Here is a 21,079-nt window from a genome sequence, read left to right on the forward strand (position 1 = left end):
AAAAAACGGCCTTCAATTCGGATTCCCCGAGCTGAAGACCGTTTTATTGTTTTGAATTGTTTTTTGGTTAGAGTTCTTTCTGTAAAAAATTCGGCAAAGGTAAATTTAAGGCTAAGACTGCACCAACAATTAAGATTGAACCAAGCCAGTCCATCGTGGTCATATTTAAATTAAAGAAGATCATAGAGCCAACAGTGGCAGTAATGGGTTCAAATGCATCAGTCAGGCTGAAGTTAGTGGCACTAATGAATTTTAATGAGTTAGTAGCCAGTTGGAACGGAATGAGCGTTCCAATAATCACAACACCAGCAACATACCACCACACCAAACTAGTATGGGGCAAATTAGGTTGTGCCGGGTGGAAGCAGAATAAAGCAATTCCCGAAACAAAAATTCCCCAGCCAGTGATGGTTAATGAGGAGTAACCTTGTTTAATTAAATTTTGCGGGATTAATGTATTCGTTGCAACACCAATGGCGGATAGAAGTCCCCAAAAGAGCACGGTTGGGGTAATTGCTAATTTAGTGAGTTTACCATTTGTGGCTAAAAGTACGACGCCCACAAAAGCGATTAGGGCCGCAATAATTTGGATCCGCTGTGGTCGTTGGTGACGAAAGAGAGCAACGTAGACAATGATAAAGAACGGGCCAATAAATTGCAGGACCGTTGCGATTGAGGCATTGCCTTCTTGAACCGCCATGAAATAACAGAATTGAACCGGTAGCATGCCGAAAAGGCCATAGCAAATTAGCGTTATCAGATTATGTGGTGACTCTCGAAAGATTTTAATGGGGTGGCCACCCACTAATCCGGAAATGATTAGTAAAATCGGACCGGCAGTGAGCTGACGAATTTGCGAGAGCCAAAGTGCATTGATGTTTGGGCTAAGCTTAAAAAGTGCGGTTGCAAATAGTGATGAAATTCCCCACATCATACAAGCTGCAATGGCTAACAATGTCCATAGTCGTTCTTTATTCAAAAAAAATCCCCCCAATAAAAAGGGGTTGGATAAACACCAGCCCCAAAACGATGATCTATTCTTAAATTTTAACGTGCCATGAGAGCCGTAATCACAGTAATGATCCCGAAAATGATTCCAGGGAAGTTACCAATAAAGACAGCCCAATCACGATGGCGCTTATTGAGTGCATAAGCACACCACAGAAAGCCATTAAATGCAGCGACTGTCGGTTGGAGGATGTTCACGGGATGTCCTTGCAGATTTGCCATAATTTCAGGGATATACGAAACATACATCATGATCGTAAAGACCGATGCGACCCGACCGATCATGATTGCGGAGTGTTTTTCACCACTGAGCATTTCTTTACGAACATTTTCAAGCTTATTTTTTTGGGCATCCATTGGAACTACCTCACTTTCATCTTTAAAATTACACTCTTGATAAGATAGTCCTATTTATACTCAATGTAAAGATATTTTTGTGAATTAATAGTCACCATTTAAAATTGAGTTTTTCACAATGACATAATCAACCTTGGTAATTGATTCAAGGTCGCGACCACCAGCATAAGAAATAGATGATTGGAGGTCTTCCTGCATTTCCTGAAGGGTATCCTTAATCGAACCACGGAATGGGACGAGCATTTGTTTGCCTTCTACGTTACGGTAAGCACCCTTTTGGACTTCGGAAGCGGAACCCCAGTATTGCTTGTATTGCTTACCATCAATGGTAATGACGTGACCAGGCGATTCTAAATGCCCAGCGAGCATTGAACCAATCATAACCATTGAAGCACCAAAGCGGACGGATTTAGCAATGTCACCATTATGACGAATCCCGCCATCAGCAATTAATGGCTTCCGTGCTGCTTTGCTACAAAGACGAAGCGCAGCTAATTGCCAGCCACCGGTACCAAAGCCGGTCTTGAGTTTCGTGATGCAGGCTTTACCTGGACCAACCCCAACTTTAGTGGCATCGGCACCGGCGTTTTCTAGGTCACGGACAGCTTCAGGAGTTGCAACATTCCCAGCAGTCACAAAAGCATCTGGTAACTGTTTTTTTATGTATTGGATCATTTTAATGACATAATCAGAATGTCCGTGTGCCACATCAATCGTAATGTATTCCGGAGATAAATGTTCGGATTTTAACTGATCGATAAAATCATATTCACTATCTTTAATGCCGACAGAAATCGAAGCAAAGAGCTTTCGATCATGCATATGACGAATAAAATCAGCTCGCTTTTCAGGTGCAAAGCGGTGCATAACATAGTAATAATCATTTTTAGCAAGCCAAATTGCCAGGTCTTCGTCAATAACGCTTGCCATGTTGGCTGGAACCACGGGGATCTTGAACTTACGTGGTCCAAATTGGACACTCGTATCGGCCTCTTTACGACTCTTAATAATACATTTATTAGGTATCAATTGGATATCATCATAATCAAAAGTTTCCACTTGGGAAAACCACCTTTCATAAAGCCAAACGGTTTCGAACCATTTGCTAATATATCAGAAGTTGAAAAATAGTCAATATGATTTACGGACATTTATGAAAAAGATTCCTGAAATAGTTCGCTAACCCTCTTGAAATTTGAAAGGGGATTATGTAGTATGATTAAGTAACTGTGTGCTTATAAGTTATAAGAATGAATTAATGAGGTGAATACTTAATGGCATCAGTAGTAATTGTTGGTAGTCAATGGGGCGACGAAGGAAAAGGCAAGATGACCGATTACCTAAGTCAAGAAGCAGATATTGTGGTACGTTCGCAAGGTGGGAACAATGCGGGCCACTCAATTGTGTTTGATGGCAAAAAATTTGCATTACGGTTAGTACCTTCTGGAATCTTTGGTTCCAAAAAGTTATCCGTAATTGGTAATGGGGTTGTTGTGAACCCGAAAGCCTTGCTAGAAGAATTACACTATCTAGAAGATAATGATATTGATGTTTCTGGTTTACGGATTTCTAATCGGGCGCATGTCACAATGCCTTATCATCTCCTATTAGATAAGTGCGAAGAAAAAGCCAAGGGAGACCAAAAAGTTGGGACCACTCAAAAGGGAATCGGCCCAACATACATGGATAAGGTTGCGCGGATTGGAATTCGGATGTGTGACCTCCTTGAAAAGGATACCTTTGAAAAGAAGTTGCGTGAAAATCTCAAGATTAAGAATGAAATGTTCACCAAAATCTATGGTGTTGAACCACTGAAGTTTGATGATATTTTTGATGAATACTATCAATATGGTCAAGAATTAAAGAAGTATGTTACTGATACTTCCTTATTAATCAACGATGAAATGGATGCTAATAAGAAGGTTCTCTTTGAAGGTGCCCAAGGAACGATGTTGGATATTGATGACGGAACCTACCCATACGTTACATCATCAAACCCAGCTGCTGGTGGGGCAGCTACTGGTGCCGGAGTTGGGCCAAATCGGATTGATCGAGTTGTTGGAATCTGTAAAGCATATACTACCCGAGTTGGTGAAGGTCCTTTCCCAACAGAATTAACGGATGAAATTGGTGATCATATTCGTGAAACAGGTCATGAATATGGGGTTGTTACTGGTCGTCCTCGTCGGGTTGGCTGGTTTGATGCAGTGGCACTCCGACACGCACACCGGGTTGATGGTCTTGATTACTTAAGCTTGAACTTGCTAGATGTTCTTTCCGGTTTGAAGACAATTAAGATTGCTCGAGCTTATGAATTGGATGGTCAGGAAATTAACTACTACCCAGCTAGCTTAGCTGAATTAGATCGGTGTAAGCCAATTTATGATGAACTTCCTGGATGGGATGAAGATATTACTCACGTCACTAAATTTGAAGATCTGCCAGAAAATGCTAAGCAGTATTTGAAGCGGATTGAAGAACTGACGGCGACGCCATTAGCGACCGTTTCGGTTGGTCCAGATCGTGAACAAACAATGATTTTACATGATCCTTGGAAAGAATAAGTTAAATCAATAATAAAAGTCGCGATAGAGATTAAAAATCTGTCGTGGCTTTTTTACTTTGTGAAAAGATCCAGTAGCAAAAATATTTTTCACAATCTTTATTACGCCAAGTAACGATTGATATATGTGCATTTATTAACTAGCCGCAAATCGCCTTGTGAAATCTTATAAAACGTTTACAATGTGAAATAAGAATAAAAGGAAAGGTGATTATAAAAATGGCTTATAAAACAGTAAATCCATATACCAATGAAGTTGAACATGAATATTCACAAACAACGAACGAAGAAATTGAAAAAACATTGACGGCTGCTCACGCCTTATATTTAAAATGGCGGAATGGTGACGAATTAGCTGAACGGAAGCAAATTATTACGCGATTAGGCGAACTCTTACGTAGTAAAAAACGTGAATTAGCTGAAATCATGACTCGGGATATGGGAAAGCTAATCAGTGAATCAGAAGGAGAAGTCGAGCTTTGTGCCTCATTCTGTGACTACTATGTCGAACGAGCGGATCAATTTTTAGCACCAACGCCAATTTATACGGAATCCGGAAATGCCTATGTTTTACATCAAGCAACCGGTGTTTTAATGGCGGTTGAACCTTGGAACTTCCCATTCTACCAAGTCGCGCGGGTTTTCATTCCGAACTTTTTAGCCGGTAATCCAATGGTTTTGAAAGATGCTTCTAATTGCCCGACTTCTGCGCAAGCATTTGCAGATTTGGTTAAAGAAGCGGGGGCACCAGAAGGTAGCTTAACGAACATGTTTATTGACTATGACCAAGTTGGTGCCATTATTGCGGATAAGCGGGTACAAGGTGTGTGCCTGACTGGCTCCGAACGGGGTGGCCAAGCAGTAGCAACGGAAGCCGCGAAGAACTTAAAGAAGAGTACGATGGAATTAGGCGGTAACGATGCCTTCATCGTCTTGCCAGATGCCGATATGGACAAGTTAGCGGCCATTATTCCTGCAGCACGGCTTTATAATGCTGGACAGGTATGTACATCATCGAAACGGTTTATTGTTCCTGATAATCTGTATGATGAATTCCTAAAACGGGCGAAGGAAATCTTCAGTAGTGTCAAGATGGGTGATCCAATGGATCCGGCAACGACCTTAGCACCGATGAATTCTGAAAAAGCGAAGAATAAACTGCAAAAGCAAGTTGATTTAGCAGTAGAAAATGGTGCCAAGGTGGTCTATGGAAATCAACCGGTTGATCTAGATGGCCAATTCTTCATGCCGACGATTTTAACGGATATTAGTCGGGATAATCCAATTTTTGATCAAGAAATGTTTGGGCCGGTAATGTCGGTTTACAAGTACCATGATGTTCAAGAAGCCATTGATTTAGCCAATGATTCAAGTTATGGACTTGGTAACACCGTCTTTGGTAGGAACGTTTCTGAAGCACGGAAGGTTGCTGCTCAGATTGATACTGGAATGAGCTGGATTAATTCTGGCTGGGCTTCACTGCCGGAATTGCCGTTCGGTGGGGTTAAGCATTCTGGATACGGTCGTGAACTGGCTGAACAAGGTTTCAAGTCCTTCGTTAATGACCACTTGGTTTATGAACCAGAAGGATAAAACTTAAGCTAAGTAATCCGCTCACTGTCAGGTGGGCGGATTTTTTGGAAAAATAGCTTGATCATAATTTTTCGTTATATAATTCAAATAATGTTTTAAAACATGGAATCCAATTAAAGGGAGCTAAACCATGAACAATGCACAATCAATTTTAAAGACGGTCTTTGGGTTCGATGAATTTCGCCCGGGACAACGGGAAGTGATCAGTGCAGTTCTTAATGGTCAAAATACATTGGCTGTGATGCCGACTGGCGGTGGTAAATCGCTGTGTTACCAAATTCCTGCTTTACTCAATCCTGGGGTAACGATTGTTGTTTCACCTTTGATTTCGCTAATGAAGGACCAAGTCGATGCCCTTCATCAAAATGGGGTAGAAGCTGCGGCCATCAACAGTATTACGCCTCGTGATGAGGTTAATCCGATTCTCCGTCAAGCATATGAGGGTAAACTAAAGTTAATCTATGTGACTCCTGAACGCCTCAATATGGATTATTTTCGCTATCAATTGAATTATCTCGCTATTAATTTAGTTGCCGTCGACGAAGCTCACTGTATTTCACAATGGGGACATGATTTTCGTCCGGCTTATCGGCAACTCCAATTAGCAATTGCCGGCCTGAAGTCTAAACCAGTCACTTTGGCATTGACTGCCACAGCAACACCACAAGTTCAACAGGACATTGGTCAACAACTAGCGATTGCTCCGAAGAATTTCATTGTGACAAATTTTACTCGACCGAACATCAGCTTTAAAGTTATGCAGTCACACTCTGATACGAAACGATATCTGTATGAATATCTCAAAAATCATGAAGATGAAGCGGGAATTATCTATGCCAATACCCGTAAAGGTGTGGAAACCATCGCCGAATATTTAAGCTCTCGCGGCTTGAAGGTAGCACCTTACCATGCTGGCATGGATAATGAAACCCGGGCGCGCATTCAAGATGACTTTCAATTTGATCGTGTTCCAGTAATTGTCGCAACAAATGCTTTTGGTATGGGAATTGATAAGAGCAATGTCCGGTTTGTCGTGCACGCAACAAGCGCGCCAAACTTAGAATCATATTACCAAGAAGCAGGTCGTGCCGGACGAGATGGCTTGCCAAGCGAAGCAATTATGTTGTTTCATGCTAGTGATATGCAACAATACCGGCGCTTTATTGAGATGTCGGAAGCCGACGAAGAGTATCAGAACGTTCAATATCGTAAGCTCCAAGCAGTGATTGATTATGTGAACACCCCACGTTGCTTACAACAAGCAATTGTTGAATACTTTGGCCAGCATTGTGATCCGTGCGGTCATTGTAGTAACTGTTTAGATCACAGAAAATTGATTGATGTTACACGTGAAACAAAATTGATCATCACCGCGGTGAGCGAATTACATAGTCGGTTTGGTAAGGGAGTGGTCGCCCAGGTTGTGACTGGTTCGCAAAATGAGCGGATGCGTCAACTTCAAGCAAGTGAATTATCAAGTTACGATACACTGGATGATTTTTCTAAGCAACAAGCGGTGAGTTTAATTGACTATCTTTGTGCGACTGGTTATCTTGAGTTACGCGGTAATCAGTATCCGGTAGTTGCGATTACTAAACGTGGTTGGAACGTTTTACATGGTCAAGAACATGTAAAACGCCGACTGGAAGGAAAACCCGACCGCAAAGCAACCCAAATTACTGATGAATTGCCAGAAGACCGCGAATTATTTGCTAAGTTGCGGGTGAAACGATGGGAGCTAGCTCAGAAACAAGGAGTTCCCGCATTTATGATTTTTTCCGATCGGACACTCCATGATATGGCAAGGAAACGACCGCAATCACTGACGGAAATGTTAGATGTTGCTGGAGTTGGTCAGCGGAAATTGGACCAGTATGGTCAAGCAATGCTGAACGTAATTCAAGCTGAATAGCTTATAAAATTGAGACCCAAGGCTCGGTAATGATGAGCTTTGGGTCTCGATTTATTTAACGTTTTTTTTAATCATCAGGTAGTGACCAAGAACGATCATGAGGATAATTACCATGAAAAGGGTGGCAGCAAATGCCCAGTGTGCTCCTTGAATAATTGATCCGGGTGCATCAGTAATGACCACCATCATGGTGACAGATGCGGAACCAGAAATTTGGCGGATCGTATTATTTAAGGCTGTACCGTGACTGTTTTCTTCTAAATTCAGGTTCGAGAACGCTTCGGTTAGTGCCGGACTAAAGATCAGGGCATTCCCGATTAAGCGGACGATGTAGATCAGGGTTAATTCCATGATTGAAGTTGTGGCAGAAATGAATAGTAATGGGATACTAGCAATGGCAATTAAAATGCTTCCGGTAGTCGTAAGCCATTTTAAGCCGTATTGATCATATAATCGCCCGGCAAAGAATGAAACAATTCCGTTGGCAATTGCACCCGGAAAGAGGATCAATCCGGAGGCTAAACTACTGGTGTGCAGAATTTTTTCAGTGAAAATGGGATAAACTTGTTCAGTACCCAGCATAATCATAAAAGCCAGTAGTCCGACAATTGTCATTAAACGGAATGATGGATATTTGAAAATGGTGACTTTGAGCATTGGTGTTTTGAGATGCAGTTGACGATGAACAAACCACCAAATAAATAGGCAACCGACGACCAACATTGCTAATCCAATCCAAAGGCTGCTTTGAAAGACGGTTAGACTGCCAAGCGCTAAGCCAGTGCCGACGAGCGAAGTGATGATTGAAGGATAATCAAAGTGAACGTCTTTAGTTGGTGAATAGTTAGAAAGTTTCCAGAACCCAATTAGCCAGCAAATAATCATCAGTGGTAATACACTAATAAATAACCACCGCCATGACAGGTATTCGAGCAAGAATCCAGATAAGGTCGGACCAACCGCAGGCGCCGTGGAAATAATCAAACTGGTCATCCCTAAGACAGTTCCGCGCTTTTCAATTGGAAAAATTGAAATCATGGTGGTCATTTGGAGTGACATAATGACGCCACCAGCAGCCGCTTGTGTTAAGCGTGCTATCAGAAGAAGCGGGAAATTGGTTGCAATACAACCAAGAGCAGTCCCAATAATGAACAGGCCAACAGTACTGAGATAAATTCCCCGATCGGTGTATTTATCGTAGATGTTTGAAAAGAGGGGAATGGTGAGACCGAGAATGAGGGTATAACCAGTTGTTAACCACTGGGCAGTTGTTAGTGATACATGCAGATCTTGCTGGATGATTGGCAAGGCGGTTACGATCATGGTTTGACTTGCCAAACTAATGAAGTCCGCCAGAATCAGAACTGCAGCAATAATATTTCTGGTATGGGAATCGAAATTAATTGTATTTGATTTTGTCATGTCATTCCTCCATTCTATAGCGATACCTAACTAGACTATCAAAAAAATGCGTAATATTGCAATTATTAAAGGTCGTAAAAATAAAAAAGATCACTTTCCTTTCAGAAATTGGAAAGTGATCAAGAAATAAGTAATGTAATTATTGTTCGTCGTCTTGGTAACGTAAGTCATCATACTTGTGATTTGCTTGTTGATGAGCTAAATCTTTAGTGCGATAGTAAACCGTATCTGCCCAGAATTCAGCGCCATGTGCTGACACCAGTACTTGAACATTTTTACCGTTGATATTCTCTGTAGTTAACGCAAATGATTCTCCATCACCAGCAGTTTGAGTCCAACCACGAATGTTTAAATAATGAAGACCATCAACGGTAACAAAGGCACCACTTCCCCAATGTTGCGTTGCATTTTGGACCGTCTGATTTGTAGTCTGACTATCATCGCTTAAGAAATTAACGTCTTGTTTGAATAACTTGGTGGATGAACCATCAATTGTAATTGTATTCTTCCCGAAGGTCACTGATGACGCATCACCATCTTCAGTATACCAAGTTCCCCGCATGTCAGCAGGCACGGTTACCGGTCCTTCGTTACCATATTTGCCATTTCTACTGGAAGACGAATTACTGGATGATTCATCAGCGTTACCAGATCGTTTGTCGTTGACCTGTGCATTTTGTGAAAGTTGGTTAACGAAGTTGCCTTGACCATTGTCATTAATGTATTTGACCATGGCGGAACGACTAACGGTAGTTAACTTCTTACCAGCGTGAGTTTTGCTAGCATTTTGGAAGATAGTAACATGATCGCCCTTCACGGTATATACCAGCTGAGAACTCTTATCAGCTGCCTTGACGTTATACGCAACCCCTTCGCCATCATCAGCAAGTTTGTAGTTGCTTGACGGGTACAAGTCAACCGACAGACCAGCTTTTTTAGCGTCCTTTGCTGTGGTTGCCCATTGATTACCAAATTTGTTACCAGCATAGGTGGTAACAACGCTTACCATTTGCTGAGGTGTTAGATTATCCGCACTGATTTTAGTGCTGGATTTACTAGCAAGGAGGCTGGATGAACTCGCACTATTAGTTGGCGAACTCTGCTGGCCACAACCAACTAATGTCAACGCTAATCCGCTTGTAAGTAAAACTGCCATCCATTTATTTTTCATTTTTAAAAATTCTTCCCAATCAGATTACCTTTTTAATATACAACGAAGGTTACTGGCGGACAATTATTAATTCAGAATTTGAGTAATTGTTGCGGTCGATCGATCAGGTAGGTTGGTCGTTCCTGCTTTAACGACGCGACGTTAAATGCACCCCAGGTAGCACCGCATGTTTTCACGGCAGCATTTTTACCCATTTGTAAATCATAACGAGCGTCACCAATCATCACACTGTGGTCACGGTTAAGGTTGAAATCATGGACAACCCGGTTAACACTTTCTGGGTTTGGTTTGAAGTTTTTAACCATGTCAGAACCAACTACTTCAGTGAAGAGCTGGTCAATTTTAAACCGCTTAAGATGGTGGTAAATTGTCTCAGATGAATTACTGGAAAGGATGAAGAGATGTTTACCAGTATGATGTAATTTCTGCAGAGTTGGAATAACACCATCAAAAAATTTAGTTCCCTGGTCCTCATTTTGGGTACAAAAAAAGCGAAAATCAGCGTAAAGCTGTTCTAAAACTTTAGCGGATGTTTGGGGAGCCAGCATTGGGAAGAAAGTCTCAATCGGCAATCCCATATAGTCTAAAATTTGTTGTTTAGTTGGTGCTGGCAGGTTGTTTTTAATAAATGCTTTTTGAGTGGCAACTGAGACGACCTCACCGGAGTCGGCTAAAGTACCGTCAAAATCAAACATAAAATTATTCACGCGGAACCAGTCCTTTCAAAAAATAATTATGCTTTCCATTATACGCTGTTAAATGGTTGACACACAAGCGTTGGACGGGTAGACTATTCCTAAATAAAGCCTTTTTAACTGGACCCAGAGAGGTCAAAAGGGGAACTGAACAAGATTAGCAAACGCGCCTTTATGTTCTCCAACGTAAAGGCGTTTTTATAGTAAAGGAGTGTTCATTGTGGCCCATGAGATTGTTGATGGTTCAAGTATGCAACGTGCGCTAACGCGGATCACATACGAAATCATTGAACAAAATAAAGGTGTCGAAAATCTGGTGTTTGTCGGTATTAAGACTCGCGGAATTTATCTTGCCCAACGATTAGCCAAGCGGATGGAACAATTGGAAGACGTTAAAATCCCGGTCGGTTCATTAGACATCACGCTTTATCGTGACGATCGTCATATCGCTGATCATAAGATTCAGCCAACGGTGAATGGTAGTGATATTGACGTGGATATTAATGATAAGCACGTGATTTTGGTTGACGATGTATTGTTTACGGGACGGACAGCACGGGCTGCCTTAGATGCCTTGATGGATCTGGGACGACCAAAGCGCATCTCGTTAGCTGTACTTGTCGATCGGGGACATCGAGAACTTCCAATCCGGCCGGACTTTGTTGGTAAAAATATTCCAACTTCTTTAAACGAAACGGTTCACGTGGCGGTTGAAGAATATGACGGTCATGAAGATATTTCAATTGAAGATAATTAGAATTTCACCATTTAATTCGCTCCAGAGAGGGCAAAAAGGCGAAAGCGAGTTATATTAAGAACTCACGAAAGCAGTCCTCTTTGGCAGGACTGCTTTTTTTAATAGGAGGATCAGATAATGGAACGTTTTGAACCTATGGTTGCGATTGATGTTGCGACCAAAGATGAAGCTTTAACACTTTTTGATCAATTAGCCGCGGATACGAATCATACCCCGATTGTGAAGATTGGGATGGAGTTGTACTATGCCTTTGGGCCAGGAATTGTGAAACAGGCGAAGCAACGCGGCTTAGCTGTTTTCCTTGATCTCAAGTCTTATGATATTCCCAATACAGTTCATCGGGCGATGCGCGTGATTGGTAAAATGGGCGTTCGTTTTACGACAACTCATGCTGCTGGGGGAACTGAAATGCTGAAGGCAGCCAAAGCTGGACTAGTAGAAGGCGCCCATGAGGTCGGTTTACCAGAGCCTAAATTGTTAGCAATTACGGAATTAACTTCCATTGATGAACAGATTCTTAAAAACGAACAACACGTTGATTTACCATTGATTGATGTGGTTAAAAATTATGCGCAAGTAGCAGAAAAAGCTGGATTGGACGGGGTAATTTGTTCAGCTCAAGAGGTTGAAGCAATCCGTACGGTTACGCAACCAGACTTCTTATGTGTGACTCCCGGTATTCGCCCCAACTTAAACGTTCATGATGATCAAAAACGGGTGGTAACTCCTGTTCAGGCACATGATCTTGGAAGTAATGGGATTGTGGTTGGGCGGCCAATTACGCAAAGTGATGATCCAGTAGCAGCCTATAAAGCAATTCGTCGAGCATTTATGGAGGGAAAGTAATTATGGTTGGACAATTAGAAATTGTAGCAAAGAACTTATTGGATATTCGTGCTGTGACGTTAAAACCTGATGAACCATTTACTTGGGCGAGTGGCTTACACGCACCGATTTATACAGATAATCGGTTAACGATTTCGTACCCATTTGTCCGTCGCAATATTGCGGTTGGGATGACGGAATTGATTAAACATCATCTGGATGACGTGGACGTGATTGCCGGAGTTGCCACTGCCGGTATTCCGCATGCTGCTTACGTTGCTGAACGGCTACAAAAGCCATTAATCTATGTGCGGTCGAAACCGAAGGATCATGGTCGTGGTCGTCAAATCGAAGGTGTTCTGAAAGCTGGACAAAAGGTGGTCGTAATTGATGATTTACTATCAACCGGTGGGAGTGCATTAAAAGCGGTCAAGGCAGTTCAAAATGCTGGTGGCAAAGTGATTGGTGTTGTTTCCATCTTTAGTTACCAATTAAAGGCGCTCGATGATAATTTCCAAGCTGCGGGATTACCTTACTACTCAGTAACTAATTACACGACCTTAATTGAAACGGCTGAACAAAACCAACTGATTTCGGCAGCTCAGTTAGCATCACTTCATGCTTGGCGTAAAGATCCCATGAAGTGGTCACAAGAACATGCAAATTAAGTAGCGTAATAAATAAAAATGACGACTCAAGTTGAAGTTTTCAACTTAGTCGTCATTATTTTTTCTCTTTTAAATAGCGGTTTTGGACTAATAGTTCGCGAGAATGAGCATCTGCTGGATAATATCCCTTATTAAAAAGGTGACGAAAATACATCATATTATAAAACAGTGCAAAGACTAACGCCGGCCAAGGGAAGGTAAATAGGACACGCCATTTAAAGAATAGGGCAACGAGGACATAATCAGCGGCAAGGACCAATTCTAAGAAGAAATTGTAATAGTCGCCACGGAAAAGTGCGGGCAGTGGTCCAAACCAAAATGTCGTCCATGAAATCCCCACTTTAGCAATTCGCAAATCACCTTGGTCATTTTTAATTTTTGCATAGTTTGGTGGAATCGGGAGATTATTAAAAATGTTATTTGGATCGTTATTATTACCAAATGGATTTTGCAATGCAAACCCTCCTTTATAGGTACATATCATATCATAAGTCACTTCTACTGACTAATGATCCATCGGTGATTTGGTCGAAATACTAAAAAGTGCAAGAAAAATTAAAAAATGTATTGACAATTATTAGAATTAAATTATAATTACTCATAATCAATTAATCGAATAGCAAACATATCGAAAAGCAGAGTAGGAATCAAAGATCTGAAAGAGAGCTTCTGGTTGGTGGAAAGAAGTGATCGGCGATTTTGAAAATGGGCTTGGAATGGCATCAGTGATGTTAGCTGATGACGGAGCTGCACACGTTACTAGTGCAAGGTTATATTAGGGAGACGTCCCTTTAGTAACCTGTTGAGGTTGAAGCCGCAAGGATTCAACGAACCAAAGGTGGTAACGCGAGTAATCGTCCTTTATCTAGAAATAGATAAAGGACGATTTTTGTTTATCCAGCGTTTGCTTAATTGATTAAAAATAAAAATGATAAAAAGGGAGATTTTATTATGAAGAGAAGAAAACACACTGGTTTAGTTTGGACCATTATTGTAATTGCCATTATTGTAATTGGTGGAATTGCTGGAGTTGTTCATCACCGTCAACAACAAGCCAAGACCGTGACGGTTGGAGTAGTTGGATTAACGAATCAACAACAAAAAATTTGGGACGAAGTTAATCAGACTGCTAAAAAGAAGTATGGGGTGACGGTCAAAATTAAAAATTTCTCAGATTACAACCAGCCAAATAAAGCCGTCCAAAACGGCGACATTGATTTAAACGCCTTTCAACATACAGCATTCTTAAATGCTTGGAACAAAGCTAATCATGGTAGCCTTGTTTCCGTTGGACGAACAGTGATTGCACCAATCCGACTTTATTCCAAGAAGTACCACAACCTTAAAGACTTACCGAATGGAGCAACAATTGCCGTTCCCAATGATGCGTCGAATGAAAGCCGGGCATTATACGTCTTGAAGAACGCAGGATTAATCACCTTTAAGAAGGGTACTGGAAAGTTAGCAACAGTTGCTGATATTGATAAGAACTCCAAGAACTTGAAGATTAAGGAGTTGGGTGCTGAACAAACGGCACGGTCATTAAACGATGTTGATGCAGCGGTGGTTAACAATACCTACGCAACACCAGCTGGCTTAACTAATAAGCAAACGATTTATGTTGAACCTTTAAATAAGGATTCCGAACAATGGATTAACATTATTGTGGCCAAGAAGTCAGATGCTAACAAACAAGCGTACAAGGACGTTGTGAAGGCCTTCCAAACTCCACAAGTTAAGAAACTTTACCAAAAGTACTATGGCGATACTGAAAAGACCGCTTGGGATTTGAAATTAAATTAGTTATCCAGGAGGGGTAGAATATGGCGAACATCATTGACTTAGACAGTCTCAGCGTAACTTTCCATCAAAAAAAGGGAAGTGATGTTAAGGCGGTGCAAAATGTTAATTTAAAGGTTGAAAAAGGAGATATTTATGGCGTGGTTGGATATTCAGGTGCTGGTAAATCAACCCTTGTGCGGACAATTAATCTTTTGCAAAAGCCAACTGCCGGTTCTGTAACCGTTGCCGGCACGGTCCTTTTTAAAGATGGACAACAACATGTTGATAACCGTGAGCTTCAAACCAAGCGACGGAATATTGGAATGATTTTCCAACACTTTAATTTATTAAATGAAACCACGGTTGCCGAAAATGTGTTGTTTGCCTTAAAACATTCACCCATTTCTGATGATGACGCGGAGAAAAAAGTATTAAAATTATTGGACTTAGTTGGTTTGAAAGATAAAGCAAACGCGTACCCGGTTCAATTATCTGGTGGTGAACAACAACGCGTGGCCATTGCACGAGCTTTAGCAAATGATCCAGAAATTTTAATTTCAGATGAAGCAACTTCAGCGTTAGATCCTCGAAACACGAACCAAATTCTCGATTTACTAAAAGAACTCAATAAGAAATTGGGATTAACAGTGGTCCTGATTACTCATGAAATGGATGCTGTCAAACGGGTTGCCAATAAGATTGCCGTCATGCAACATGGTGTGATCGTCGAACAAGGAAACCTCCGGGATGTTTACTTACGACCAAAGAAGGAGCTCACTCGACAATTTGTTGGTGGCTCCCTAGCAGCAATTGAAACATTACGGTCTTTTGATCTAGGTCACCTCGCGCCAAACGAACAGCTCTTCCAAGTAGTCTTTAGTGCAGCTAATGTCACTAAGTCAATTATTCTGGATCTGTATAAGCAGTTAGGAGTTGATGTCTCAATGCTTTATGGGAACATTGAAGTACTTGGCGATGAACCGGTTGGCACAATGTTTATTCTGGTTAAGGGTAATCAAAATGAATTAGATAGTGTCGTTGACCTTTTGAAAGATAAAGACGTGGAAGTAACGAAGATTGATGATCGGGGGATTTGGAATGACTAGTTTATTGGCAAAATACTTACCGAATGTTGCTAATCTCGGCTGGGGTGGCGATACTGGTTGGGGAACTTCCATCTGGCAAACCATTTACATGACCTTTTGGCCGGCAATTTTTGGCGGGATTCTAGGACTAATTTTTGGTGTGGTTCTGGTGATTACCAAACCAGATGGTATTCTGGAAAATCGGTTCTGGTTTGGCTTGTGTGATAAAGTGGTTTCACTCTTCCGGGCAGTGCCATTTATTATCTTATTAGCTTTCATTGCCCCGTTTACCCAATTAATTGTTGGAACTCAAATTGGGACTACCGCAGCCCTTGTTCCATTATCACTTGGTGTCTTTCCCTTCTATGCACGTCAAGTTCAAGTCGCCTTAGAAAGTGTTAATGAGGGCAAAATTGAAGCGGCAGAAGCACTCGGCGCGACCAACCGGGATATCATTTTTGACGTTTATCTTCGTGAAGCCCGCTCTGAGTTAGTACGAGTATCAACTGTAACCCTGATTAGTTTAGTTGGTTTAACCGCAATGGCTGGAGCAATTGGTGCCGGGGGACTTGGTAATACCGCCATTGCATATGGTTATAACCGGTTTAATAATGATGTAACCATTGTTGCCACAATTTTAGTATTACTGTTAGTGGTTATTATTCAATTAGTTGGTGATTGGCTGGCACAACGGTTAAATCACCAAAGTCGCTAAGTAAAGAAGGCAAAGGTATGGAGAAAGATGAACAAATTCAGGTTCTTGAAGATTTGATCAAAATTAATTCGGTCAATGGTAATGAAATCGAGGTCGCTAATTATCTCAAACAGTTATTTAACGATCATGGCCTCGATGCCAAAATTGATGCGTTTGGTGACCGTCGAGCGAATTTAATAGTTGAATTTGGTGAAGGTGATCAAGTATTTGGGGTCACTGGACATATGGACACGGTGGCAGTTGGTGATGAAGCAAAATGGTCGCACAGCCCGTTTAATCCAACTCGTAATGGCGATCGCCTTTATGGCCGTGGGGCTGCGGATATGAAAAGTGGTTTAGCAGCGGAAGTAGTTGCATTAATTGAATTACATGATGCCGGTCAATTGCCAAAGGGACATGTTCGGTTTATTGCCACTGCAGGTGAAGAGTACGGTACTCCAGGGGCCAATCGGTTAGAAGCTGCTGGTGTTGCTGATGATTTAATCGGTCTTTTAGTAGGAGAGCCAACCAGTGGTAACGTTGTTTATGCTCATTCTGGAAGCTTAAATTACCGAATTATTAGTACGGGCAAAGCGGTTCATTCTAGTCAACCAGAAAACGGTGTGAATGCGATCGATGCGCTAGTCGATTATTGTGTCAAGGAGCGCCACCTTTTTGATGATGCACCAACTGACCCCTATCTGGGTAAAGTTAAGCATAGTGTGACGGTGGTAAGCGGTGGTGACCAGGTTAATACGATTCCTGATTCAGCATGGCTCAAGGGGAATATTCGACCGACAAAGTCGTTCAATAATGATCACGTAATTAGTAAAATTGAGCAAGCAGTGCGTGAAGTAAATGCTAAAGGGCAGGGTCAATTAACCTTTGAGCTAATTCATAATTTTCGACCAGTCGCTTCGGATCCTCATAGCAAATTTGTCGAACGGGCTTTAAGAGCAACTCAGAAAGCCTATCATTCTCTACCGGCTCATCATCAACCAACTCTTAAAACGATTAACGGCGCGACTGACGCTAGTGTGTTTGTTAAATGTAATCCAGATCTCCCAGTGATTGTCCTTGGTGCAGATGATTGGCGAATTGCTCATCAAATTAATGAGTACACCACGATCTCAAGTTACTTGGCAACTATCCAGACTTATCGAGAAATTATTGAACACTTTTTTGATTAATATTTCCCGGGAAATATCAAAAGCCACTCGATGGAATAAATTTTCCATTGAGTGGCTTTTATTAATTGAGACTTAGTTTAACAACCGCTTCACAGCGTGGTGTTTGTGGCATCATATCAACTGGCTGAATATAGTCAACATGATATGTCGGGACTAAATGAGCTAAATTACGTGCTAATGAAGCCATGTTGCAAGAGACGTAAGCAAATTTAGTAGGCTTTTCAATTAAAATCTGGTGAATTAATTTATCATCCAATCCAGTCCGTGGTGGATCGACCACTAGAGCATCAAAGTGAAGGCCTTCAGCACGCCACCTTGGCAATAGTTCTTCAGCAGAACCAACTTCATACTTGGCATTATCGATTTGATTCAATTGGGCGTTATGGTTTGCATCATCTACGGCTTCAGGGATAATTTCCATTCCCCGAACTTGATGAACGCGGCTAGCAAGGGCTAGCCCAATCGTGCCAATGCCCGCATAGGCATCAATTAATGTGTCATTAGTATTCAGGTCCATGGCTTTTGCTGCTTCCTCATACAAGACTTCGGTTTGATAAGGATTTAATTGGAGAAAAGATCGTGCTGATAATTGGAAATCAAGTCCCATTAAACTTTCCGTAATATATTTGTATCCAGCTAAATGGCGGGTCTCATCGCCCCACACCAATGGGGTATCTCCTGGGTTAACGTTTTGCATAACGGAAACGACTTCAGGTAATTCTTGTTCAATGACGGTCAGAAGTTGATGTTTTTTGAGGAGCTTTGGGCTATTAGTAATAAAGGTGACTTGTAATTCATGAGTTGATGCTGATTCGCGAACCACGATTGTTTTGAGAATTCCACTATGATTGAGTTCGTTATATAAGGGGATTTGTAGTTGCGCAACTGCTTGGACCAATCGACGCATTACCTTCATGACGCCGGGCATTTGAACTGCACATTCGGCCATATCAATGACATCGTGGGTGCCAGGGCGATACAGACCGGCAACCACTTGGTTTCCTTGTTGGCGAAATTGAAACTGAGCTTTATTACGGTAACCATATTGACGGTCAGAACCAATTGTTGGCCGGACTTCATAATGGCGATAACCGAGCGGCTTAAATTTGGCAAGACTTTCCAAGACCATCGATCGTTTATAGCGAAGCTGTGCTGAATAGGCAAGGTTTTCTAATTCAAAGCCACCGGCAGTCATTGCATATGGGTCGCGTGGTTCAACTCGTAGCGGACTAGTTTTTTTAAGTCGGTGAATTTTCGCCTCTAAATATTTTTCGTGAATTTTGGTAACTTCAGCAACGACCACTTCTTGGGGCAAAGCTCCAGGCACGAAGCAGACTTTATGTTTAAAGTAGCCAATTCCTTGACCTTCAACACCAAGTTTTTTAATTGTTAATGGAAAACGATCACCAATCTGCACATTAACAAGTTGATGAGAGTGGCGCGACGAATGCCGCATGAATTTATGCTTGTGGGGTTCAACCATGATTAATACTCCTTGCTTTAACGATAATAACGTCCCTCTATTCTAGCATATTTAGTGCCGTGCTAAGAGCAAGAAGATAGCTTATCACATAATTCTAAAAAAATTAGGAAAAGGTCTTGACGAAAAATTAAAGTTTGATTAGAATATACTCATAAATTAATTATTCGAGCACAATGAGAAAGAAGAGTAGCGATTTCTAATCGAAAGCGAATCCCGTTTGGTGAGAGGGGAGCGAATCTAGAGAGCGCGAAAATTACTTTCGAGTCTGTACTGTCCAAGGTACAGTGGTATGACACCCATTACAGCGTCAACGTATCGCATCTTTTTGCTGTACGTATTGAGGTACTAATAGCAATATTAGTATAAATCGAGGGTGGTACCGCGTAATGTCGTCCCTTGACTGGTCAGTGATCAGTCAAGGGACTTTTTTATTGGGCTCGATGTTAACTCATTCGCAATGATATTGGAGGGAGAATTATGAATGATTTAGCGTCACGTAAACTAACCACGAAGGAATATCTAGTCGTTAGTTCACTACTATTTGGTTTATTCTTTGGAGCTGGGAACTTAATTTTTCCACTTCATTTAGGACAACTAGCAGGTGGACACTGGGGACTTGCTACGGTTGGCTTCTTACTGACGGGGGTTCTGTTGCCGCTGTTGTCAGTCATGGCCATTGCAGTAACCCGAGCTGAAGGGGTGTTCGATGTTGGTCGGCCATTAGGAGTGGGCTTTGCACTGGTTTTCATGGTTTTGATCCACGCAACGATTGGTCCGCTTTTTGGGACACCGCGGACGGCCTCAGTTTCCTTTACAGTTGGAGTGGCTCCATTCCTTCCCAAAGCTGATCATCAAGTTGCACTTTTGATTTTTTCAGCTGTTTTCTTTGCGTTGGCTTTTGCGTTCTCATACCGTGAAAATGATATCCTTTCAAACGTTGGTAAAGTTTTAAACCCAATGTTCCTGGCATTATTATTCTTGATGTTTTTAGTGGCGTTTTTACGTCCGATGGGCAATCCAATGTCAGCACCAGCAACCGCAGCGTATCTTCATTCTTCATTCGTTAATGGCTTTCTACAAGGATACAACACGATGGATGCGCCTGCAGGACTAGCTTTTGGGGTGACAGTCGTTCATGCGGTACGTCAAATGGGTCAAAAGCATGAATCGGATGTCGCAAAGGTCGTTGGTAAAGCAGGATTAGTTTCCATGAGTATGGTGGCATTTATCTACGTATTGTTGATCGTGGTTGGTGCAATGTCTCTTGGCCACTTTAAACTTTCTGCTGATGGCGGGGTTGCATTTAACCAAGTGGTGAGCTACTACGGCGGTGCCTTTGGTCAGGCGGTCTTAGCAGTATTGATCACAGTAACTTGTTTGACAACTGCCGTGGGGCTAGTTGCAGCTTTTGCGCAAGATTTCCATAAACATTTCCCGAAGGTTTCTTACCATACATGGTTAGCCTTAACCACGCTAGCTTCATTTCTCGCTGCTAACTTTGGCTTGGATACCATCATTGCTTGGTCAACGCCAATGTTGATGTTCCTCTACCCATTATGTTTGGTATTGATTCTTTTATCGGTATTCTCACCACTCTTTAACCGTGATGGAGTTGTGTACCTCTTTGTAGTGCTGTTTACGGTGGTTCCAGCCCTAGGTGATATGGTGGTATCCTTCCCGAAAGTAGTTAGTGCGAGTGCCTTTGGTACTGCGGTAGCCATGGTTCGGAGCCATTTACCGCTTGCCAGTTTAGGCCTTTCTTGGCTTGTGCCAGCCTTAGTTGGCCTAGTGCTTGGTTTGGCACTGCATTTCTTCCGGGTTCGCAGTAATACAACCGCGCTTGACGAAAATTAACTTTAACAATAGATAACTCT

At 41.8% G+C, this 21,079-nt stretch carries 19 protein-coding genes and 1 other annotated feature; of the genes, 11 read left to right on the top strand and 8 right to left on the bottom strand.

Annotated features, from left to right (window positions below; genetic code table 11):
* Positions 1-67: 67 nt before the first annotated feature.
* From Q0C76_RS02025 to Q0C76_RS02035, 3 genes are all read right to left on the bottom strand, one after another.
* Complete coding sequence (locus Q0C76_RS02025) at positions 68-979, bottom strand: DMT family transporter (protein WP_295729067.1); 912 nt, start codon at positions 977-979, stop codon at positions 68-70.
* Between the two features lie 68 nt (positions 980-1,047).
* Positions 1,048-1,365, bottom strand: coding sequence for a SemiSWEET family transporter (locus Q0C76_RS02030; RefSeq protein ID WP_295729070.1), 318 nt, complete (start codon positions 1,363-1,365; stop codon positions 1,048-1,050).
* A gap of 84 nt (positions 1,366-1,449) precedes the next feature.
* Positions 1,450-2,424, bottom strand: a complete 975-nt coding sequence (locus Q0C76_RS02035; RefSeq protein ID WP_295729073.1) for a GMP reductase — start codon at positions 2,422-2,424, stop codon at positions 1,450-1,452.
* A gap of 215 nt (positions 2,425-2,639) precedes the next feature.
* Between Q0C76_RS02035 and Q0C76_RS02040 the strand changes: the two genes are divergently transcribed.
* The 3 genes from Q0C76_RS02040 to recQ all read left to right on the top strand — a co-directional run bounded on the left by Q0C76_RS02040 (position 2,640) and on the right by recQ (position 7,433).
* On the top strand, positions 2,640-3,929 hold the full coding sequence (locus Q0C76_RS02040; protein ID WP_295729076.1) for an adenylosuccinate synthase: 1,290 nt from the start codon (positions 2,640-2,642) through the stop codon (positions 3,927-3,929).
* A gap of 218 nt (positions 3,930-4,147) precedes the next feature.
* A complete protein-coding gene (locus Q0C76_RS02045) occupies positions 4,148-5,521 on the top strand; it encodes an NAD-dependent succinate-semialdehyde dehydrogenase (RefSeq protein WP_295729079.1) in 1,374 nt (457 codons plus the stop codon).
* 130 nt (positions 5,522-5,651) lie between these two features.
* Positions 5,652-7,433, top strand: a complete 1,782-nt coding sequence (recQ, locus tag Q0C76_RS02050) for a DNA helicase RecQ (protein WP_295729082.1) — start codon at positions 5,652-5,654, stop codon at positions 7,431-7,433.
* Positions 7,434-7,484: 51 nt separating this feature from the next.
* Here recQ and Q0C76_RS02055 read toward each other — a convergent pair whose 3' ends face one another.
* From Q0C76_RS02055 to Q0C76_RS02065, 3 genes are all read right to left on the bottom strand, one after another.
* Positions 7,485-8,855 (bottom strand): MFS transporter, encoded by a 1,371-nt coding sequence (locus tag Q0C76_RS02055; RefSeq protein ID WP_295729085.1) that lies wholly within the window; start codon positions 8,853-8,855, stop codon positions 7,485-7,487.
* Positions 8,856-8,994: 139 nt separating this feature from the next.
* Entirely contained in the window at positions 8,995-10,026 is a 1,032-nt protein-coding gene (locus tag Q0C76_RS02060; RefSeq protein WP_295729089.1) for a hypothetical protein, read from the bottom strand.
* A gap of 71 nt (positions 10,027-10,097) precedes the next feature.
* Positions 10,098-10,733, bottom strand: coding sequence for an HAD family hydrolase (locus Q0C76_RS02065; protein WP_295729091.1), 636 nt, complete (start codon positions 10,731-10,733; stop codon positions 10,098-10,100).
* Positions 10,734-10,941: 208 nt separating this feature from the next.
* On the opposite strand from Q0C76_RS02065, the gene pyrR reads away from it, so the two are divergent.
* From pyrR to pyrE, 3 genes are all read left to right on the top strand, one after another.
* Entirely contained in the window at positions 10,942-11,478 is a 537-nt protein-coding gene (gene pyrR, locus Q0C76_RS02070) for a bifunctional pyr operon transcriptional regulator/uracil phosphoribosyltransferase PyrR (RefSeq protein ID WP_295729092.1), read from the top strand.
* Positions 11,479-11,595: 117 nt separating this feature from the next.
* Positions 11,596-12,324 (top strand): orotidine-5'-phosphate decarboxylase, encoded by a 729-nt coding sequence (pyrF, locus tag Q0C76_RS02075; RefSeq protein ID WP_295729094.1) that lies wholly within the window; start codon positions 11,596-11,598, stop codon positions 12,322-12,324.
* A 2-nt stretch (positions 12,325-12,326) separates the two neighbouring features.
* Positions 12,327-12,971 carry an orotate phosphoribosyltransferase gene (gene pyrE / locus Q0C76_RS02080; protein WP_295729096.1) on the top strand — a complete coding sequence of 215 codons (645 nt, stop codon included), beginning with the start codon at positions 12,327-12,329 and terminating at the stop codon, positions 12,969-12,971.
* Between the two features lie 55 nt (positions 12,972-13,026).
* Here the strand turns inward: pyrE and Q0C76_RS02085 are convergent, their stop codons facing one another.
* Entirely contained in the window at positions 13,027-13,425 is a 399-nt protein-coding gene (locus tag Q0C76_RS02085; protein WP_295729098.1) for a hypothetical protein, read from the bottom strand.
* 165 nt (positions 13,426-13,590) lie between these two features.
* Positions 13,591-13,836: a binding site (T-box leader), on the top strand.
* Between the two features lie 86 nt (positions 13,837-13,922).
* Here Q0C76_RS02085 and Q0C76_RS02090 point away from each other — a divergent pair.
* From Q0C76_RS02090 to Q0C76_RS02105, 4 genes are read left to right on the top strand one after another with little or no spacing between them, the layout of a single operon-like run.
* Positions 13,923-14,774, top strand: a complete 852-nt coding sequence (locus Q0C76_RS02090) for a MetQ/NlpA family ABC transporter substrate-binding protein (protein WP_295729102.1) — start codon at positions 13,923-13,925, stop codon at positions 14,772-14,774.
* 20 nt (positions 14,775-14,794) lie between these two features.
* Positions 14,795-15,859 carry a methionine ABC transporter ATP-binding protein gene (locus Q0C76_RS02095; protein WP_295729105.1) on the top strand — a complete coding sequence of 355 codons (1,065 nt, stop codon included), beginning with the start codon at positions 14,795-14,797 and terminating at the stop codon, positions 15,857-15,859.
* The gene (locus Q0C76_RS02100; RefSeq protein WP_295729108.1) at positions 15,852-16,553 is read left to right on the top strand and encodes a methionine ABC transporter permease; all 702 of its coding nucleotides are present in this window, start codon (positions 15,852-15,854) and stop codon (positions 16,551-16,553) included. The genes Q0C76_RS02095 and Q0C76_RS02100 overlap by 8 nt, the downstream gene beginning before the upstream one ends.
* Positions 16,554-16,570: 17 nt before the next feature.
* A complete protein-coding gene (locus Q0C76_RS02105; RefSeq protein ID WP_295729111.1) occupies positions 16,571-17,722 on the top strand; it encodes an ArgE/DapE family deacylase in 1,152 nt (383 codons plus the stop codon).
* A 61-nt stretch (positions 17,723-17,783) separates the two neighbouring features.
* Here the strand turns inward: Q0C76_RS02105 and rlmD are convergent, their stop codons facing one another.
* Complete coding sequence (gene rlmD, locus Q0C76_RS02110; RefSeq protein WP_295729268.1) at positions 17,784-19,178, bottom strand: 23S rRNA (uracil(1939)-C(5))-methyltransferase RlmD; 1,395 nt, start codon at positions 19,176-19,178, stop codon at positions 17,784-17,786.
* Positions 19,179-19,682: 504 nt separating this feature from the next.
* Here rlmD and brnQ point away from each other — a divergent pair.
* On the top strand, positions 19,683-21,059 hold the full coding sequence (gene brnQ / locus Q0C76_RS02115; RefSeq protein WP_295729114.1) for a branched-chain amino acid transport system II carrier protein: 1,377 nt from the start codon (positions 19,683-19,685) through the stop codon (positions 21,057-21,059).
* Positions 21,060-21,079 lie beyond the last annotated feature (20 nt).

Origin of the sequence: uncultured Limosilactobacillus sp. (assembly GCF_934202705.1) — a bacterium.
In the GTDB taxonomy this organism is placed as follows: domain Bacteria; phylum Bacillota; class Bacilli; order Lactobacillales; family Lactobacillaceae; genus Limosilactobacillus.

Excerpts from the sequence above, each read along its gene's own strand:
- pyrE (WP_295729096.1), top strand. The coding sequence starts at position 12,327 with ATGGTTGGACAATTAGAAATTGTAGCAAAGAACTTATTGGATATTCGT.
- Q0C76_RS02040 (WP_295729076.1), top strand. The coding sequence starts at position 2,640 with ATGGCATCAGTAGTAATTGTTGGTAGTCAATGGGGCGACGAAGGAAAA.
- Q0C76_RS02030 (WP_295729070.1), bottom strand. The coding sequence starts at position 1,365 with ATGGATGCCCAAAAAAATAAGCTTGAAAATGTTCGTAAAGAAATGCTC.
- Q0C76_RS02105 (WP_295729111.1), top strand. The coding sequence starts at position 16,571 with ATGGAGAAAGATGAACAAATTCAGGTTCTTGAAGATTTGATCAAAATT.
- brnQ (WP_295729114.1), top strand. The coding sequence starts at position 19,683 with ATGAATGATTTAGCGTCACGTAAACTAACCACGAAGGAATATCTAGTC.
- pyrF (WP_295729094.1), top strand. The coding sequence starts at position 11,596 with ATGGAACGTTTTGAACCTATGGTTGCGATTGATGTTGCGACCAAAGAT.
- rlmD (WP_295729268.1), bottom strand. The coding sequence starts at position 19,178 with ATGCGGCATTCGTCGCGCCACTCTCATCAACTTGTTAATGTGCAGATT.
- Q0C76_RS02095 (WP_295729105.1), top strand. The coding sequence starts at position 14,795 with ATGGCGAACATCATTGACTTAGACAGTCTCAGCGTAACTTTCCATCAA.
- recQ (WP_295729082.1), top strand. The coding sequence starts at position 5,652 with ATGAACAATGCACAATCAATTTTAAAGACGGTCTTTGGGTTCGATGAA.
- Q0C76_RS02100 (WP_295729108.1), top strand. The coding sequence starts at position 15,852 with ATGACTAGTTTATTGGCAAAATACTTACCGAATGTTGCTAATCTCGGC.
- Q0C76_RS02090 (WP_295729102.1), top strand. The coding sequence starts at position 13,923 with ATGAAGAGAAGAAAACACACTGGTTTAGTTTGGACCATTATTGTAATT.
- Q0C76_RS02060 (WP_295729089.1), bottom strand. The coding sequence starts at position 10,026 with ATGAAAAATAAATGGATGGCAGTTTTACTTACAAGCGGATTAGCGTTG.
- Q0C76_RS02055 (WP_295729085.1), bottom strand. The coding sequence starts at position 8,855 with ATGACAAAATCAAATACAATTAATTTCGATTCCCATACCAGAAATATT.
- Q0C76_RS02045 (WP_295729079.1), top strand. The coding sequence starts at position 4,148 with ATGGCTTATAAAACAGTAAATCCATATACCAATGAAGTTGAACATGAA.